The 16,188-nt window shown below is 67.5% G+C and carries 17 protein-coding genes; 4 read left to right on the top strand and 13 right to left on the bottom strand.

What is annotated here, in order from left to right:
* Positions 1-1,244: 1,244 nt before the first annotated feature.
* The 3 genes from M2271_RS04945 to M2271_RS04955 all read right to left on the bottom strand — a co-directional run bounded on the left by M2271_RS04945 (position 1,245) and on the right by M2271_RS04955 (position 3,608).
* Positions 1,245-2,504: an MAB_1171c family putative transporter gene (locus M2271_RS04945; protein ID WP_280885854.1), complete on the bottom strand. Its 1,260-nt coding sequence runs from the start codon at positions 2,502-2,504 to the stop codon at positions 1,245-1,247.
* Positions 2,505-2,506: 2 nt separating this feature from the next.
* A complete protein-coding gene (locus M2271_RS04950; protein ID WP_280885855.1) occupies positions 2,507-3,049 on the bottom strand; it encodes a hypothetical protein in 543 nt (180 codons plus the stop codon).
* Between the two features lie 124 nt (positions 3,050-3,173).
* Positions 3,174-3,608, bottom strand: a complete 435-nt coding sequence (locus tag M2271_RS04955) for a LuxR C-terminal-related transcriptional regulator (RefSeq protein WP_280885856.1) — start codon at positions 3,606-3,608, stop codon at positions 3,174-3,176.
* A 363-nt stretch (positions 3,609-3,971) separates the two neighbouring features.
* Between M2271_RS04955 and M2271_RS04960 the strand changes: the two genes are divergently transcribed.
* The 3 genes from M2271_RS04960 to M2271_RS04970 all read left to right on the top strand — a co-directional run bounded on the left by M2271_RS04960 (position 3,972) and on the right by M2271_RS04970 (position 5,636).
* Entirely contained in the window at positions 3,972-4,502 is a 531-nt protein-coding gene (locus M2271_RS04960; RefSeq protein ID WP_280885857.1) for a helix-turn-helix transcriptional regulator, read from the top strand.
* 166 nt (positions 4,503-4,668) lie between these two features.
* On the top strand, positions 4,669-5,226 hold the full coding sequence (locus M2271_RS04965; RefSeq protein WP_280885858.1) for a PaaI family thioesterase: 558 nt from the start codon (positions 4,669-4,671) through the stop codon (positions 5,224-5,226).
* Positions 5,223-5,636 (top strand): hotdog domain-containing protein, encoded by a 414-nt coding sequence (locus M2271_RS04970; protein WP_280885859.1) that lies wholly within the window; start codon positions 5,223-5,225, stop codon positions 5,634-5,636. Before M2271_RS04965 ends, M2271_RS04970 begins: the two co-directional genes overlap by 4 nt.
* Here the strand turns inward: M2271_RS04970 and M2271_RS04975 are convergent.
* From M2271_RS04975 to M2271_RS05020, 10 genes are all read right to left on the bottom strand, one after another.
* Positions 5,576-6,409 (bottom strand): hypothetical protein, encoded by an 834-nt coding sequence (locus M2271_RS04975; protein ID WP_280885860.1) that lies wholly within the window; start codon positions 6,407-6,409, stop codon positions 5,576-5,578. The genes M2271_RS04970 and M2271_RS04975 overlap by 61 nt on opposite strands.
* Complete coding sequence (locus M2271_RS04980) at positions 6,406-7,257, bottom strand: acyl-ACP desaturase (protein WP_280885861.1); 852 nt, start codon at positions 7,255-7,257, stop codon at positions 6,406-6,408. The genes M2271_RS04975 and M2271_RS04980 overlap by 4 nt, the downstream gene beginning before the upstream one ends.
* Positions 7,254-8,180, bottom strand: coding sequence for a class I SAM-dependent methyltransferase (locus M2271_RS04985; RefSeq protein WP_280885862.1), 927 nt, complete (start codon positions 8,178-8,180; stop codon positions 7,254-7,256). The genes M2271_RS04980 and M2271_RS04985 overlap by 4 nt, the downstream gene beginning before the upstream one ends.
* A 1-nt stretch (position 8,181) precedes the next feature.
* A complete protein-coding gene (locus tag M2271_RS04990) occupies positions 8,182-8,466 on the bottom strand; it encodes an acyl carrier protein (protein WP_280885863.1) in 285 nt (94 codons plus the stop codon).
* A gap of 2 nt (positions 8,467-8,468) precedes the next feature.
* Entirely contained in the window at positions 8,469-8,981 is a 513-nt protein-coding gene (locus M2271_RS04995) for a PaaI family thioesterase (protein ID WP_280885864.1), read from the bottom strand.
* Positions 8,978-9,838 (bottom strand): ferritin-like domain-containing protein, encoded by an 861-nt coding sequence (locus M2271_RS05000; RefSeq protein WP_280885865.1) that lies wholly within the window; start codon positions 9,836-9,838, stop codon positions 8,978-8,980. The genes M2271_RS04995 and M2271_RS05000 overlap by 4 nt, the downstream gene beginning before the upstream one ends.
* Positions 9,835-11,544, bottom strand: coding sequence for an AMP-binding protein (locus M2271_RS05005; RefSeq protein WP_280885866.1), 1,710 nt, complete (start codon positions 11,542-11,544; stop codon positions 9,835-9,837). The genes M2271_RS05000 and M2271_RS05005 overlap by 4 nt, the downstream gene beginning before the upstream one ends.
* 52 nt (positions 11,545-11,596) lie before the next feature.
* A complete protein-coding gene (locus tag M2271_RS05010) occupies positions 11,597-12,811 on the bottom strand; it encodes a cytochrome P450 (protein WP_280885867.1) in 1,215 nt (404 codons plus the stop codon).
* A 126-nt stretch (positions 12,812-12,937) separates the two neighbouring features.
* Positions 12,938-13,900, bottom strand: a complete 963-nt coding sequence (locus M2271_RS05015; RefSeq protein WP_280885868.1) for a zinc-binding dehydrogenase — start codon at positions 13,898-13,900, stop codon at positions 12,938-12,940.
* 69 nt (positions 13,901-13,969) lie between these two features.
* A complete protein-coding gene (locus M2271_RS05020) occupies positions 13,970-14,461 on the bottom strand; it encodes a helix-turn-helix transcriptional regulator (RefSeq protein WP_280885869.1) in 492 nt (163 codons plus the stop codon).
* Between the two features lie 1,136 nt (positions 14,462-15,597).
* Here M2271_RS05020 and M2271_RS05025 point away from each other — a divergent pair.
* On the top strand, positions 15,598-16,152 hold the full coding sequence (locus tag M2271_RS05025; RefSeq protein ID WP_280885870.1) for a hypothetical protein: 555 nt from the start codon (positions 15,598-15,600) through the stop codon (positions 16,150-16,152).
* Positions 16,153-16,188 lie beyond the last annotated feature (36 nt).

Below are 16,188 nucleotides of genomic sequence, written 5' to 3' on the forward strand. Positions count from 1 at the left end.
CCCGACCGCGTCCTCCAGCAGCATCCCGGCCGGCAGGGCGGTGCTGCGCCCGGCCTCGAAGAGCGCGACCCCGCGTCCGTCCAGGTCGTCGAGCGGGTCACGCGAGACGATGTGACACGAGCGCACCGGACCGTCGCTGCCGATCGCGATACCGGGCAGCAGACACGGGTCTTCGGCGAGGCGCGGATACCTGACGAAACTGATCGGACCGACGTCCGAAGATCACCCGGCAGCAGCCGCGCGACCAGTCGTTCCGGTGGCCCGGAGACCGGGCCGACATCGCGTACGGCTCCGCTGTCGGCCAGACCCTAGCGGATCGGCGCACAGTTGAGAAGGAGATGTCAACGAGGCGTGCCGTCGGCGTCCCGCACGCCTTCACGAGGTCCTCCGTCGGTCGCCGCCCGTCCCGGACACGGACTCGGGGAGCGGGCCCCTGCAAAGACCCACGACGTTCAGGGCAGGAGTGGTCCCTTCCGGGCCCGGCCCGGTGACGTAACGGTCGAGGGCGATTTCCTCCGGAGAGGGAACCGTCGGTGTCCCGCCCTCGTTCATGCGCTGCTGCTGAATGGAGCGATAGGGCCCGGCGACGCTGGATGATCTCTATGATCTGCAGGTCCAAAATGTCGATTTCCTCGCGAGCGCTATCGCTGTGAAGGCCCACGGCGGCGTTCTCGTGCTGCTCCATAGCAAACCTTTTTCTGTCCGGTATGGGCGGACGGAGAAACTGCATTGCGAAGGTGGTATCAAACCCTCAGGCAGCCTCGCGCGAGTCGCGCACGTCACCATACAGGGTCCGTTGCATGATCGGTTTCTGTCCGGGTTCACCCGTTGAGGCCCAGAGCGCTCAGGGGTCTGCGGCAATCGCGGATGGTGTGGCCTGACGCTGCGGCAATGGTGGTGGGGCCGTCCTGGCGGTGGATGCCGATGGCGAGGTTGCGCGGGCCGGCCAAGACGCGCGCAAGGCGGCCGGTATGGAATCGGGGAGTCGTCCTCGCGGAGGGTGCGGGCACGGACGTGCCAAGGAATTCCGACAGCACAGCGCGTCCGCCTGCGGGTCCGGCGCGACGGCCCGGGTCAGTTGGCCCCGCACGGAGAGCATGAGGGAACATGAAGGAGCATGCACAAACTCACCAAGCGTTCAGTAGACACGGACTCACCAAGTGGCTCCGGGCCGGCACGGCGTTCCCGACCGGCCCTGATCTTGCAAGACACCCTGCCGCGGACACGGCCTTGACCACCCCCTCTCAGGTGGGGTGAACGGCCGGTTCCTCAAGGCACGGGCAGGAGTAAAGTTCCAGAAGACAGTTCTGAGGCGCTGTCAGCCGTGCATATCCTTCCGCCACCTGACCGAGCCACGTCAGCTCGTCCGCCAGCTCACTGCTCGACTGACGTGACCCGCGGCCGGCGGTGCCACCTGATGGCTGGACGCCTTCTTTCTTGCGCCGCACCGCCAAGGCTATGACGGCCGCCTCCACCAGGGGACCCTCCGCGGTGGTTCCGCGCATCAGGCCCGCCTCCCACAGGGAGCGACGCAACCGCTCCTCGCAGCCGTCGCAGACGTAGGGGCGCAGCAGTCGCTGTCCGTCCCTGATCTCGATGATCATCCGATAGAGCCGAGTCCGGAGGTTGCCCCAGAACCGGGCCACGCGCGGCGAGAGAGGCCTGAACAGGGTGACCCCCGGAGCGGCTTCGCACAGGACGGACCAGAGCGGGTGAAGCGTGCCGTAGAGGTGGAACTGTTCGCGGCGGACGACGAAAAAGGTCCCCCAGCCCGGCAGGGTGTACCCGAGGACGAGTACCAGGGAGCCGAGGCTGGCCGCGAGCGGACTCCCCACCACGGCTGCCCGGTCCCATTCGGTCACGCCGCACCAACGCCCCATGATCCCGATCGCTTTCCCCAGGATGAAACCCAGGACGAAAACCGATCCGACCGCGGTCATCCGTAGCGACTGAGCCAGCCATGACCGTTCGACGGCTCGCGAGGAGGGCCAGGTGAACCGGGCGGTGTTCGCGAGGGACACGCCGTAGGTCACGAGGAAGACCATGAGGTAAAGAGCGGCCGTGGGGGTGGTGGCGAAGTGCACCTCGAAGTCGACCGGGTGGGCGCCGGGCAGCGGCGCTGCGAAGAACAGCACGCTCATGGTGGCGATGGCCAGCAGGTAGAACCCGACCACTCGCGGGAGGCGGCGTCTGGACTCGGCAGGCGAGTGGAACCAGCCGAGCACCATCACATGAGCCGACAGTGCGGCCAGAACGATGCAGGAATGGCCGAGCAGTGTGGCGAGGTTGGGTATGCCTGTCAGCTCGCCGATCCGGACGTTCACCATCGGCACCAGGAACAGATAGGCGACGCCGTTGAAGAACCGGGTGCCGCACAGGGCCCAGAGTTCGAGGTTGCCCGCATCACGTCGGAGGTCGAACCACTTGTAGCCGAAGGCGCACAGCGTGATGACACCGGACACGGTGTGGGTGTAGTTGAAGACGTGCTCGACGGAGGCGGTCACCTTCAGTGGTCACCTCCGTGCTGCAGCGAGCGTCCGAGTCGGCCCGCGAAGTCGCCCTCGTCCGGAGGGACCACTGCTGTGCCTAGGAGCGGGCCGCTCGCCCGCCGGACCCCCAGGATTTCGGTGGCGAAATATTCGGCGGCATACTCCTCGGGTTCACTGTACTGGGTGCGCCTCAGCATGTGTCCGATGAGCGCGGGATCAATGTCGTCCGGAACCAGCGAGCCGCCCGCAGGGTCATCGAGACGCCCTCCCTCGGGGTCCGGGGCGGCGTGGTCCCACAGCAGGTGGCCCAGTTCATGCACGGCGATGTGGGTCTGGTGCGTAGCCGTCGTATGCGCCTCGTAGAAGACGTAGTCGACGGAGGCGGTGGTGACCAGGAGGCCGACCGGCCCGGTGGGTGGGAAAGCCAGCGGCGCCATGCCGATCCGGCGCTGCCGGCGCTCGGCGACCTGCGCGCAGAGTGTGTCCAGGGAGAAGGGAACGGTCAGGTCGAGGCTCCGGATGAGGTGGCTGCATTTCTCTCGAATGTGCCTGCGTTTCATCGCTTCCCTTCACCACCACGCTGTCCAGCGCCTTCGTTGGCCGACGGAAACACCCGCGGATATGGACGCCGTTCGGTGCGGACATCCGCAAGCGAACGATACAGAGACCCGCGAGCGTTGCCTTCTATACTGCGAGGTCCATGCTCTGGGCGTACAGGGCGGCCTGCGTCCGGCCGGCGGCTCCTATCTTCAGATAAATGCCGCTGAGATGGTTCTTCACCGTTTTTTCGGAGATTTCCAGGCGACGCGCGATCAGTCGGTTCGTGAATCCCCGTGCAACCAGTCGCAGAATGCCTGCCTCACGAGCCGTCAGTGAAGGGGCGGCGGATCGTTCCGTGTCGCGGGGCTCGGTGAGGCCCATGCGCTGGGCGAATAAGGCGGCCTGGGTTCGGTCTGCCGCACCGACCTTGAGATAGACGCTGCTGAGGTGATTCCTCACGGTCTTCTCTGAAATTTCCAGACGCCGGGCGATCAAACGGTTTGGTAACCCTTGAGCTAACAGCCGTAATACGGCCGTCTCTCGGCAGGTTAAATCTAATAAGGCAGGGTCTGCTTCCATGTGACGCCTCCTCCGTGCCGGTTCAGATGGGCATGAGAAAACAGACACTCAGCGCGTGCGACGCACGGACTAGAAGTTCAGCGCGCGAAGACATGAGCGTTGGATGCCATGTGCGTGACTCCTGGAACATGCACCCGCAAACCGGTCGGACCACAGGTTTCCATATGTGCTGGACGACAAATGCGGGCACGAATATTGAGGGTGCAGGTGGTGCACAGTAACCTCTCTCCGAGATGCTCGAAGAGGTCGACATCAGCACCTCATTAATACTACGTAGCTGCCGTCACTCCGTCAACCGGTGTGGTCTCCGCGGGACTTGACGCGCCTCCAGTTGTCATCCAGGAGCCAGAGGAGTAAGGATAAGTGCCCACATATCGGTCCGAAATACTACCTCAACGACTGAACTGTCTGTTCGAGACCATGTACCCACACGGCCGCGGCCCGTTCAGCAACGAGGAAGTGGCACGCGCCATACGGGACCAGGGCGGCGACATCTCCAAGCAGTACATCGCATACCTCCGGAAGGGCGAGCGCGGAAATCCGCGGATCCATCACCTCGACGCGCTCGCCAGATTCTTCGGGGTACCGGTCTCGTACTTCTTCGACGAGGATCCCGCGACGCTCACCGGACGGAACCCGGATGTCTGGCACACCACGGGCCCGACCGGGCCCGACCCGAAGTCGCCGGAACGGGCCGTCGTCACCAGCGTCGCCATGCGCGCGGTCGGGCTGTCGCCGAAGGGGATGGCATTCGCCAAGGCCCTTCTCGACCAACTCCGTGCAATGGAGGGGCTCGGTCCGGGAACGGACACGCCCGGGATGGCCGGCGAGCTTTCGGTCAACGGTCCACAGGGCGACAGAAGAGTTCCGGAACTGCGGGAGTCAGGCGCATAATTACCGCAGGACAAACATCTCGCATCGCCGGAATACCTCTGCCGGGACACCTGCCTCATTGTCGCGCCGATCCGTCAACAGTACGCTCCGGAAGTAGTTGCCGTGGGTCGGCCCTGCTGCCACACTGACACTCTCGTGTCCGGAGAGCCCAGCTGGAGGAGTGAAGTTGTCAGAGATCCATGCCCCCAACAAGCACACTGCCACGATCGAATGGCAGGACCAGGGGCCACTTTTCGCCACCCAGGCCGAGGCGACCGGCCTGTCCTATCTTCGCGGATTGATCTCTGGGGAAATCGTGTCACCTCCCGTCGCCCAAGCCCTCGACATCAGAGTCGTCAAAGCGGATCCCGGCGTGGTGCAGTTCACCATGCCGGTGAAAACTTACTTCACTAACCACCTCGGCTTCCTCGCGGGCGGTATCTTATCGACCATCATCGACTCCGCTCTCGGATGCGCGATCCTCACTCTTGTCCCCGGGGACAAGGACATCGTCACCCTGGACCTCAACGTGGACTTCCTGCGTCCCATCCAAGAGGCCCCGGGCCTGATCACGGTTGACGCCGAGGTGGTCCACCTGGGACGCAACCGGGGTCTGGCGACCTGCCGGGCGATCGGCCCGGACGGCAGGCTGCACGCCGTGGGCAAGAGCAGCTGCCTGATCCGCGACAAGGCCCCCGCAGGGCAGCCCAACGGGCCGGCCACCGGACCCGGGGCACGACGATGACCGCGACGCCTCCGCCCCCCGGCCACCGCACCGCGCCGCCCGCCCTCACCGTGGGCCAGGTCATGCGCGAGCAGCGCTTGATCACCACCGACGACATCACCGCCTTCGCCGACCTGGCGGAGGACCTCGGTCGGCACCATCTGCCCGACGAAGGCCGGGCGATGGCACACGGACTGCTCACCGCCTCGCTCGCCACGAAGATCGGTGGCCAGCTCGACTTCATCGCCCGCCGGATGGTCTGGGAGTTCCTCCGGCCGGTCTGGGCGGGCGACACCATCACCGCCGAGGTGACCGTGCGCGCACTGGGCGAGGCCAAGTCGGGCACCCGGGCCGAGTTGGACATCGAGATTCACAACCAGAACGGGGAGACGGTGCTACGCGGCGAGTGCTCCGGCGTCATCCGCCGCTGACCCGGCTCCCGGCCTGGGGCCGGATTCCCCGCCGGCCCCGGAACGCCGGGCGCAGTCGACCCTGTTCGAACCCGCCCCCCGAACGCGGCGAGAACACGGTCAACCGAGACCACTTCATACACCGGTGTCCGGTGACCCGCAGCGCACACGGCGATCACCCGGCCCGCCTGACAGCTCCACCGGACGCGCAACGCGCCGAGGGCAGAGCCGTCGGCCCGGGCCCATAGGCCGCCGTCGGGACCCCGGCCCAGTCGGTAGTGGCGCAGCGCCGGCGAGGGGCGGCGGTACGCCTTGAGCGCGGCCTCCTTGCAGGCCGCCAGCACTGTGGCGACGAAACCGGGCGGCAGCGGGTCCGGCAGCCGCCCCGGTCCCGTCCAGAGCGGATCCCTCGGGCCGAGCAACCGCGGTAGCAGTACGTCGTTACGAGCGTCGACGGGCTCGACGTCCACCCCGAGCGTGGACGCGGGCCCGGCGCGGGTGACCGCGCAGACGGCGAGGTCACCCGAGTGGGAGAGAGAGACGGCCGCGCCTGAGGGGGCATCCAGCACCCGCGGCGCCCCGTCGGGGTCGGGCAGGATCTGGGCGCCGCGGTCCCCGGTTGCCCAGCCCACCGCGGCCTTGGCGGTGAGCCGAGTGCGGACCCACTCCGCGCGCCGGGGCCCGGTCAGCCGCGCGGCGTGGGCACGCTCGAGGCCCCCGAGCAGTGTCTCGGGGGCCTCGCGCCCGCTCCAGTCGCAGGTGACGACCAGGATCCGGGCGCCGCCTGAGGTCACTTGATACGCCGAATGGCCTGTACGAAGGAACCCAGGTCCGCGACGCTCGGATCACCCGGGGTGTCCACGAAGCCCCGTACCAGCCGGACCACCGCGTCGTACGCCTCGGTGTGGTCGTAGGACTGGGCATCCGCGACCTTGAGCGACCAGCGCCAGTAGCCCTTCATGGTGTCAGCGAGCGGCATCCGAAAGGTGGCGATGACCTCCTTGAGGCCAGGAACGGACGAGGCGCCGTCCCTGCTGACGTAGGCGCCCACCAGGTTGCTGTAGAAGGCGAAGTGCCGCGCCTCGTCGCGGGCGAGCCGGCCCAGCAGGTCCTTGAGGAACGGCTCGCTGACCGTCTCGCGGAAGCGCTGATAGAACAGCTGGGTCGCCTTCTCCTGGATCAGGGTGTAGGTGAAGGACTGCACCGGGTGCTCGTAGGGCAGCACGAACTTCTTGCGGCCCTCCTCGGCAAGGGTGGCGAGCAGCCCCTCCCGAGTCGCCATGCCGGTCTCGACCTGGTAGCGGGCGAGGGCCGAGGCGTGCCGTTCCTCGTCGCCCGCCCAAGCGACCAAGAACCGGAAGTACTCCCGGTTGAACCCGAAGCGCTCCAGCTCCTGTTCGGCCTCGGCCACCGGAAACACTTCCAGGAAGTGCGACAGATAGCCGGGAATGTGGTCCTCGACGAAGGTGATGAACTGCACGGCGGACCGGTCGGCTTCGGTGAGCCGCTCCGGGCGCAGGGAGTCCCAGTCCAGTTCGGCGAGCGTCCAGGACCGTTCACCCGCACGGGTCACCGCCTGGTCGACGATCTCGTGCATCTCCAGAGCGGGCAGGAGGTCGTCCAGCACGGTCGTCTCGGTCATGCCGCCACCTCCGGGCCGAGCCGGGACTTGGTGGCCGTCAGTGCGTAGTGCTTGGTGGTGTAGCCCCAGCCGGCGTTGGCGACGCGCAGATAGCGGACGAGGGGCTCCGCCATGCCGGGCGCGACGGCCTCGATCCGGTCACGGTTGGCCTCGGCCCGGCGCTGCCACTCCTCGATGGTCCGGTGGTAGTGCGCAGTGAGGTCGTCCAACTGCTCCAGGCTGAAGCCGGCCGACTCCGCCGACTCGATGAGGTGGGAAAAGGGAACCATGTCGGCGAAGCCGAAGATCGTCTCGGTGACATGCCGGGTGCCGGGCCGCAGCGCATACTTCCGGTACGCCTCGGTGCTGCGGAAGCAGCTCTCGGAGAGGTAGAGCCGACCCTGGCGGCGCAGCGAGTCGTACACCTTGCGCAGCACGGCCACTCGGTCGGGCATGTGGATGATCGAACCGAGCATCGTCGCCGCGTCGTAGCGTCCTTCGATGTCCAGGTCCGTGTAGGAGCCGACGCGAATGTCGACCCTGGAAGCCACCTTCAGCCGGTCCGCCTGTTCCCGGATGTACTCGGCCTGCGGCCCGGAGGGAGTGACCCCGACGACGTTGCACTCGTACTCCTGGGCCATGAACAGGGTGAGGCTGCCCCAGCCGCAGCCGATGTCCAGCAGAGACTCGCCACCCTTCAGGCCAAGGCGCTCGGCGACGAAGTGGAGCTTGGCGGTCTGCGCCTCCTCCAGGGTGGCGTCCGGGGTGCGGTAGAGCGCCGAGCTGTATTTGACACGTTCGTCGAGGAACGCCCGGAACAGTTCCGGGGGCAGCTCATAGTGCTCGTTGGTCGCCAGTTCCGCGTCCTTGGGCGGGAGGGAGAGATCGCCGTCCCGCCCCGCGTGGAGCACCGGGCAGACCTCTGTCTGCGCGTCGGTGGTCATCTCAGGCCTCCGTGCGTGCCTGAGCGAGGACGAGGTCGGTGAGTTCGCGGGGGGTACGCACGGCGAAGATGTCCTCGTCCTCGAACTCCACGTCGTAGACGCGCTCGATCTGCGCGACGACGCGCAGCAGGCGTACCGAGTCCGCACCGGGCAGTTCCTTCAGGACGGTGGTCTCGGAGATCTCGGCGACGTTGACGCCGAGTTCTTTGGCGGTCTGGGCGCGGACCTCGTCGAGGACCGTGGCGTCCTGGAGAGAGACGGTCTGGGCGTGGTTCTGCTGCGGCATGGTCATCCAATCGCGTGATCGAAGTAGTGTGCGAGGCGTTCACGGTCCGCGCCGACCAGCCCCATGTGGCCCTCGGCCTGTTCCGAACTGATCGGCTGGTAGGCCGAGTTCGCCATCACGTGCGGGGTGCCGTCGGCATCGAGGACATCGGCCTCCGCGTGCACCACGCCGCCGCTCTCCCGGACGATGCGGGCGACGGCCTGATAGGGGGTACCCGTCTGCATCGGTTGCAGGAACTTGGTGCGCAGGGTGACCGAGAAGGCCAGCAGACCGCGGTCGAGGGCGATCAGGTCGCCCATCAGCTCGTCCACGAGGACGCTGACGATGCCGCCGTGGACGACCCCGGGGTAGGAGGCATACGCGTCGGAGAAGGTGATGTCGGTGCCGAGCCGCCCGTCGCCGAGACGGTACATCTTCAGGGCGAGCCCGATCTTGTTACGGGGTGAGCAGCCGAAACACTCAAACCGCGGCTCGTCGAGCCAGGGCAGCACGACGGGAGCTCTCTCCTCGTTCATCGGGCCCCGTCTCCGGCGGACGGCAGGTCGGCGAGGATGCGCCGGATGTCGCGGAGTTTCTCCACCGGTCGGCCGGTGAGTTCGGCGAGGGTGCTGAAGAGCTGCTTGTGGATCCGAGCCCATTCCGTGCCGTCGTCCACCTCGCCGAAGTAGCGGAAGACCTCATCGATGGTGACGTGGCCGTCGAGTTCGGGGAGGTTGCCCTTGAACTTGCTGACCGGGTGGTTGTAGCGGCCCTCGGGGTCGGCCATGTAGACGTAGAAGGTCTCCAGGACCGAGGCCAGTTCCTCCGGATGAGTGACCAGCCGACGGGCGGTGTAGTGGATGAACTCCCGTGCGTGGCGGGCCTCGTCGCCGCTCGCGCGCTTCATGATCTTGGCGATGACCGGCTCCTCCGTGACCCGGCTCACGCACTTGTACATGTGGTTGGTGGCGATCTCGGAGATTATGTTGGTGGCCAGTGTCGCCGACGGCGTGATGCCGGGCGGGTACGGCGCCCGCATCGCGTTGATCTGCTCGTAGGCAACGTCGCTGCCGGCCAGCCGCAGCCACTTCTTGAACGCCAGGTGGTGCTGGAGCTCCTGGTATCCCCACAGGCACACGAAAGCCGAGAAGTCGTAGTCGTCGACGAACTCGTTGAAGAAGCCGTGCTGGGCGGCTATCGAGTTGGACTCACCCATGACGGCGCCCATCGCGAAGGCGATGTACTCCGGCCGCACGAGGTCGGGGCGGAAGTCGTCCCACGGGATGTCGTTCATCTCCCACGAGGCGTTCTGGTACGCGGGGAAGACGTCGTAGCTGTGCAGCGGTTCCGCTTCCGGGTTCCGTGCGGTCTCGATCTTGAAAGGGGTGGTCACGTGGTTTCCTCCGGTTCGGTTCGGCTGACGGGCCGGGTGTCGACCGCCCCCACGTCTGCCGACGCCGACAGCTGTTCGCGGGTGCGGGTGCGCTGCCATTTGCCGCTGGTGGTACGAGGAATCGAGCGTGGCTTGACCAGGTGCACAGAGACGTCGGTGAAGTCCATCTCCTGGACGATCCGGGCGGCGATCTGCGCGCCCAGGTCGGAGCCGGCCTTCTTCGGGTCGGTCTCGGCCACGACGCGAACCACCTCACGGCCATCGTCGGTGACGTCGGAGAAGGCCACACAGCGCTTGCGGTAGATCCCTGGTACCTCGCGGGCTACGGCCTCGATGTCGTCGGGATAGTAGTTCTGGCCGCGGATGACGACCATGTCCTTGATGCGGCCGGTCACGAAGAGATCGCCGCTGTCCTGGAACCCGACGTCGCCGGTACGGAACCAGCGTCCGTCGAAGGCGGCGGCAGTGGCCTCGGGCGCGTTGTAGTAGCCGGTGGTCACGGCCTGGCCGGCGATCTGTACCTCACCCAACTCGCCGGGCGCGCACACCCGGCCGTCCTCGGCAACCAGACGCATCTCGATGCCGTGCACGGGGCGGCCGACCGCTACCACGTCCTTGGCACCCCGGCCACCGCGGGCCACCGGGACCGCCCGACCGGAGGCTGCTATCTCGGCCCGGTCGATGGAGAGGATCCGTACCGGGCTGCCGGGTTCGGGGAAGGTGATGCCCAAGGTGGCCTCGGCCATGCCGTACACCGGATACATGACGGTGTCCCGCAGTCCGGCGGGGGCCAGGTGCGCGCTGAAGCGCTCGACGGTCTCGGCGCTGACCGGCTCGGCACCGTTGAAGGCCAGCCGCCAGGCGGAGAGGTCCAGCTCTTTGACGAACTCAAAGGGGGCGGTGGCCACGAACTGCTCGTAGGAGAAGTTGGGTCCGGTGATTACCGTGCCGCGGTGCTCAGCGAAGTACTTGAGGATCTGCGCCGGGCGGCGCAGGAAGGCGGTCGGCGTGAACACGTGCACGTCAGCACCGTTGAGCAGGTGCGAGAAGAGTCCGACCAGGCCCATGTCGTGGAAGGTGGGCACCCACTGCATGAAGACGTCGTCGGGGCTGAAGTGCCCAGAGACCACACAAGCCCGCAGGCCGGCTGCCATGGCGCTCTGCGTGAGCTGCACGCCCTTGGGTGCGCTGGTAGAGCCGGAGGTGAACTGCACCACGGACAGGGCATCCGGGTCGACGCCGGGCAGTTGGTGGGTGCCGCCGGGAGCGGACACGTCGGGGTCGATGAGGACGAGCCCGGGGATCTGCTCGGTGAGCAGGGCACCCAGGTTCCCGAAAGCGGAGCCGAGAACCAGGTGACGGATGCCGCCGACGCGCAGGATGCCGGCCAACCGGCGGGCGGTGCCTTGCTCGTCGCCGAAGCCGGCCGGCAGCGGCAGCACGCTGCACGCGGCGCCGGCTCGCTGCACACCGAAGAACAGGCTGAGGAATCGTGCGTCGGTGGGAACGAGCAGACCGACGACGGCCCCTGGGCCGACGCCGTTTTCCCGCAGACCCAGGGCGCAGTGCAAGGAGGTCTCGGCGAGCTCGGCCGCGGTGATCCGCTCCTCGCTGCCGGGAAAGACGGCGACAGCCCCGGGAGAGTTGCGAGTGTGCTGGAGGAAGGTCTCGGTGAGGGTGTCGCCGGACAACAGGGAGCCGCGCAAGGGGGTGGTTCCTTTCGTGGGGGCCGTGTCCGTGGCCGGAGGGCCGGCCAGGTCAGGAGACGAGGTTGACCCGCAGCTCGCTCAGTCCGCGGAAGTTGACATGCGGGCGCCAGACAACGTCCTCTGTGGTGAGGGAGACGCTCTTGTAGCGCCGCAGCAGTTCACGGAAGACCAGGCGGCCTTCGAGTTTCCCGAGGAGCGCGCCGATGCAGTAGTGCGGGCCGCCGCCGAAGGCAAGCGGCTTGATGTCGGTGCGCGACACGTCCAGGGAATCAGGGTTGCTGTACCGTCGCGGATCGCGGTTGGCGGCGCCGAGCAGGATCATCAGCTTCGACCCCGAGGGGATGGTCTTCCCGCCGACGGTGACGTCCGCCGTGGTGATACGGGCGACGAGCTGGACGGGGGCGTCGTAGCGGACGAACTCGTCGACGCCTTCCTCGATGAGGTCCGGGTTGTTCCGCAGGATCTGGAGCTGCTCCGGGTGGCGCAGCAGGGCCAGCATGCCGTTGCCGATGAGGTTGACGGTCGTCTCGTGACCGGCGTTGAAGAGCAGCAGCACATTGCCGATGATCTCGTCGTCAGTGAGCCGTTCGCCGTCCACCTCGGCGAGCATCAGCCGGGTCAGGATGTCGTCCTGCGGGTCGGTGCGCCGTTTCGCGAGGTGTTCGGCGATGTAGGAGCGGAATTCCAGCACCGCCTGGTTCATGGCCTTCTGGGTGACCTCGTCCAGGGCCGGGTCGACGACGTGTCCGATCGCCTCGGTCCACTGGCGGCACTGATCCCGGTCCTCGACGGGCAGGCCGACGAGACCGCAGATCACCGTGACCGGCAGCGGCAGCGCGAGGGAGTCGATGAGGTCGATGCCCTCGCCCGCGCCCATGTGGTCCAGGACCTTCGTCAGAATCTCGGAGATCTGCGGGCGCATCTTCTGGATGGAGCCCGCGCTGAAGACCGGGTTGACCAAGCTGCGGATGCGGCGGTGGGCCCGGCCGTCCAGCATGAGCATCCAGCGCCGGGTGTCTTTCACCACGGGGCTCTCCCAGCCACCACGGTGCTCCGCCCATTTGGCGTCCCGGTGGAACTCGCTGGTGAGCCGCGGGTCCCGGAGGAGGGCTGCGGCTTCGTCATATCCGGAGACGACCCAGAACCCGAAGGGTGTCTGGTGGACCGGTTCAGCCTCGCGAAGCCGTGCGTAGAACGGGTAAGGGTCGCTGCGCATTTTCGGATCGCGGGGGTTGTAGAGAATATCCGGCTTCACTGCGTCCATGGCCGGAAAGCGTGTCAGGGGGCCTGTGCCGCATCAATAGGACACAGGTCCCACCCCCAGTCCTCCTGGCCGAGGGTCTCTGCGGTCAGTGTTCTGTGCGGACCCGACGGTGGGGACGCCGGGTTTTCAGGGGCGGAGGACCAGCTTGCCCTTGTTGCGGCGGCCGAGGAGAGCTTCGTGGGCGTCGCGGGCCCGGCCGAGGTCGTACTCCGCGCCGACAAGCGGCCGCAGCCGGCCCCGTGCCGTGAGGTCGAGGAGTTCCGTGAGTGCCTTGCCTCCGGCGCCGTGCCCGGCGAGGAGCGGGATGAGCCAGAAGCCGGCCACACTGACGCTCCGCAGCGCGAGCCGGCCCGGGTCGACCGCAGTGGCCGGCCGTCGTGCCGAGGCGCCGTACGTCACCAGCCGGCCGAGGGGGGCGAGGGCGTCGAGGGCGGCGTCGAGGACGGGGCCGCCGACGGCATCCAGGACGATGTCGACGGGTCGTCCCCGGTTGGCGTCGAGGACGCGCTCCCGGTAACCCTCGGCGGCGCCGTCGACCGCGGCGTCCGCGCCGAGCCCGAGGGCGAAGGCACGCCGGTCGTCGGAGGACGCCGTCGCGATGACCCGGCCGGCTCCGTACTCCCGGGCCAGCTGAACGGCGAGGCTGCCCGTACCGCCCGCTGCGGAGTGCACCACGACGCTCTCCCCGGGCCGGATCCGCGCGATGGACCTCAGCAGGTGCCAGGCGGTCAAGCCCTGGACGAGGACAGCGAGGGCGGCGCCGGCCTCCACCTCGTCGGGCAGCACCACGAGGTCGCGATCGGCAACGACCGCCCGGGCTGCATAACCGCCCTGCGGAAGGTAGCCGAGGACCCGGCGCCCGTCCGCGGTCCGGCCGGCCACCTCCATTCCCGGGATCCGCGGCAGCGGGCCCTCGGGGCCGAAGGGGCCTTCGGTGTGTTCGCCCGCGATCTGTTTGATGTCACCGAAGTTGACGCCGGCGGCCTCCACCCGGACCAGGGTCTCGCCCGGTCCCGGCACCGGGTCCGGCACATCGGCCTCCACCAGGACCTCGGGGCCTCCGAACCGCTCGTATCGCAGGGCACGCATTCCGCTCTCCCACCATGAACACGCCCCACGCGGGGCCTTTCCTCGGCCCGTGCCGGTGCCGGTGCCGCCTCAGCCGGCGGGCCGCGGGCCGTCGCCGCCGTAGCCGGGCTGCTTGGGCTCCAGCCCTTCCATCTCTCGGAGTTGGTCGAGGAGGACCTTCGCGAACTCCAGCCCCTTCGGGGAAAGACCCACCGCACGCATGGCCACGCCGGTGACCCCGGCGCGCTCCAAGGACCGCAGGTCCTCCTCGGACAGACCAGCGTCGCGCCAGGCCGCCAGTTCTTCCAGCCGCTTTTCGGTCTGGCTCCCTGAATCGTCGTCGAGGAGATAGGCAACCGGTACACCAAAGAATTTGGCCAGGGCTTCAACATGCTGCACCCGCGGATTACCTCGTTCCCCTTTACGGAGGTAGGCGATGTACTGTTTCGAAATGTCACCGCCCTGGTCCCGGATGGCGCGGGCCACCTCTTCGTTACTGAAGGGGCCGCGACCGCGCGGATGGACGGTGTCGAACAGATGATTCAACCGCCGAGCCAGCAATCCAGGTGGGTCTGTCCTCATTTATCCCCACTCCTTGATCTCTGAGCTGCCGAACAGGTGGAAGCTCAGAGGGGTGCCACCATGCAGGTTGACGAGACCATGGCTGCGACAAAGCATCCACAAGGGGTTACGCAGGACCTTGAACGTTCCCCCTACCAGGTTACTGCATACCATCCGGTCTTCTGAGTCGGGAATTCTTTCCGGATATGCGGCAAGACGTTAGAGGATCTCGCCGACAGCCGTCGTCCCCACGTGGTACTCGGGCACGGTGGTCCATGCGGCGTTCCCGGCGCGGATGCCCTTCTCCCGCGCCTGGGCTGTCGTGGACGCCTCGCGGTATCCGCTTGTCGGCCGGCTCGGCGAGCCGTCGCCCCACCGGCTCCGGCCAGGGCGACCGTGTGGGCGTGAAGTGCAGGTGGAAGGGGGTACGGGCCAGCAACCGCGTCTCGACGACCGGGTCTTGTGGGTGACGTGGCTGCCCAGCACCAGGTGCGCATCGAGACCGGACGGGATCTCGAGCCTGCGAGCATGCCCTCCGGCTCGTCCACTCCGATGGCGTGAACCGAACTCCTCGTGGCGGAAGCCGGGTTGCTGCAATCGGGCCCTGCTGTGCCTGAGCCAGGGGCGGCTTCGTCATCGTCGACGGGTCGCGGGTTCCCACCGACTGCATTCGGGCCGACAACCCGTACTATCGCAGAAGTACAAGACGCACGGCATGACCGTCCAGATCATCACCACCCGGCAGATCCTCATCTTGGCCGAGCCCGCCCAGCAGGGTACAGGCGCCCCCCCTCCGCGCCCCCTGCTACGGCCACCGTGAACTGCCCGACCGTTGCCGGCAGTGCCACCACGCCCGCGCGCGCATCCACGAACGCGCCTTCGCCCAGTTCGAGGCCCACTTGGCAGACCAGGGATTCAATGCACGTATCGAAACTCGTTGTGGGGCTCAGCGGCGGCCTTTGGTCCGACCGACCGATGGAATCCCGCAACCGGATGCGGACACCGTCGTCCAGTTCCTCACCGAAGCCACGGGAAGTACGGAGCTTGGAGAACGGATCCGGTCATCCGCTGGCCGAGAAAAGGATCTTCCGTCCCGGGGGTCCCTGACACATCATGGGCAGCCGCGACACCCACCGCAGCGAGGAGAACGGGAAGCGATGAAGCGCCGACACATCCGCAGGAGATGCGGCGACCTGGTACGGAGTCTCGACCTGCCCGTCTCCTTCTCCCTGGAGTACCTCTGCGAGCAGATCGCCGAGCGTCGGCGGCGCCCGATCCAGCTGGCCCCGCTGGCGTTCCCTGCCAGCGGCCCCGCCGGGCTCCTGGTCTCCACCGCCACCACGGACTACGTCTTCTATGAGGCCTGTACCACAGCGGTCCACCAGACTCACGTGATCATGCACGAACTGGGCCACCTCCTGTGGGACCACGGCCCGGCGGGCTCCGGCACGGCTGGCTCCGGCACGGCGGACGAGATGTCCGCGGGCAGCGCCCTGCTGCCCGCGGACATCGACCCCGCGCTCATCGAACACATGCTGGGGCGCACCCAGTACAGCCGCCCCGAGGAGTATGCGGCGGAGTACTTCGCCACGCGGCTGCTGCGGCTGGCGAGGGGCCCGCTCTCGCCGCCGGCTGCGGTGCCGCCCGGTATGAGCGAGCTGGTGGACCGCCTGGAGCGCTCATTGCGGCACGGCGGCGGTCAACGGAGATGACCGCGCTGCCGAGTCCATCCGGCGGACCGGCCGGTC

The sequence above is a fragment of the Streptomyces sp. LBL genome (genome assembly GCF_029893585.1).
In the GTDB taxonomy this organism is placed as follows: Bacteria; Actinomycetota; Actinomycetes; order Streptomycetales; family Streptomycetaceae; genus Streptomyces.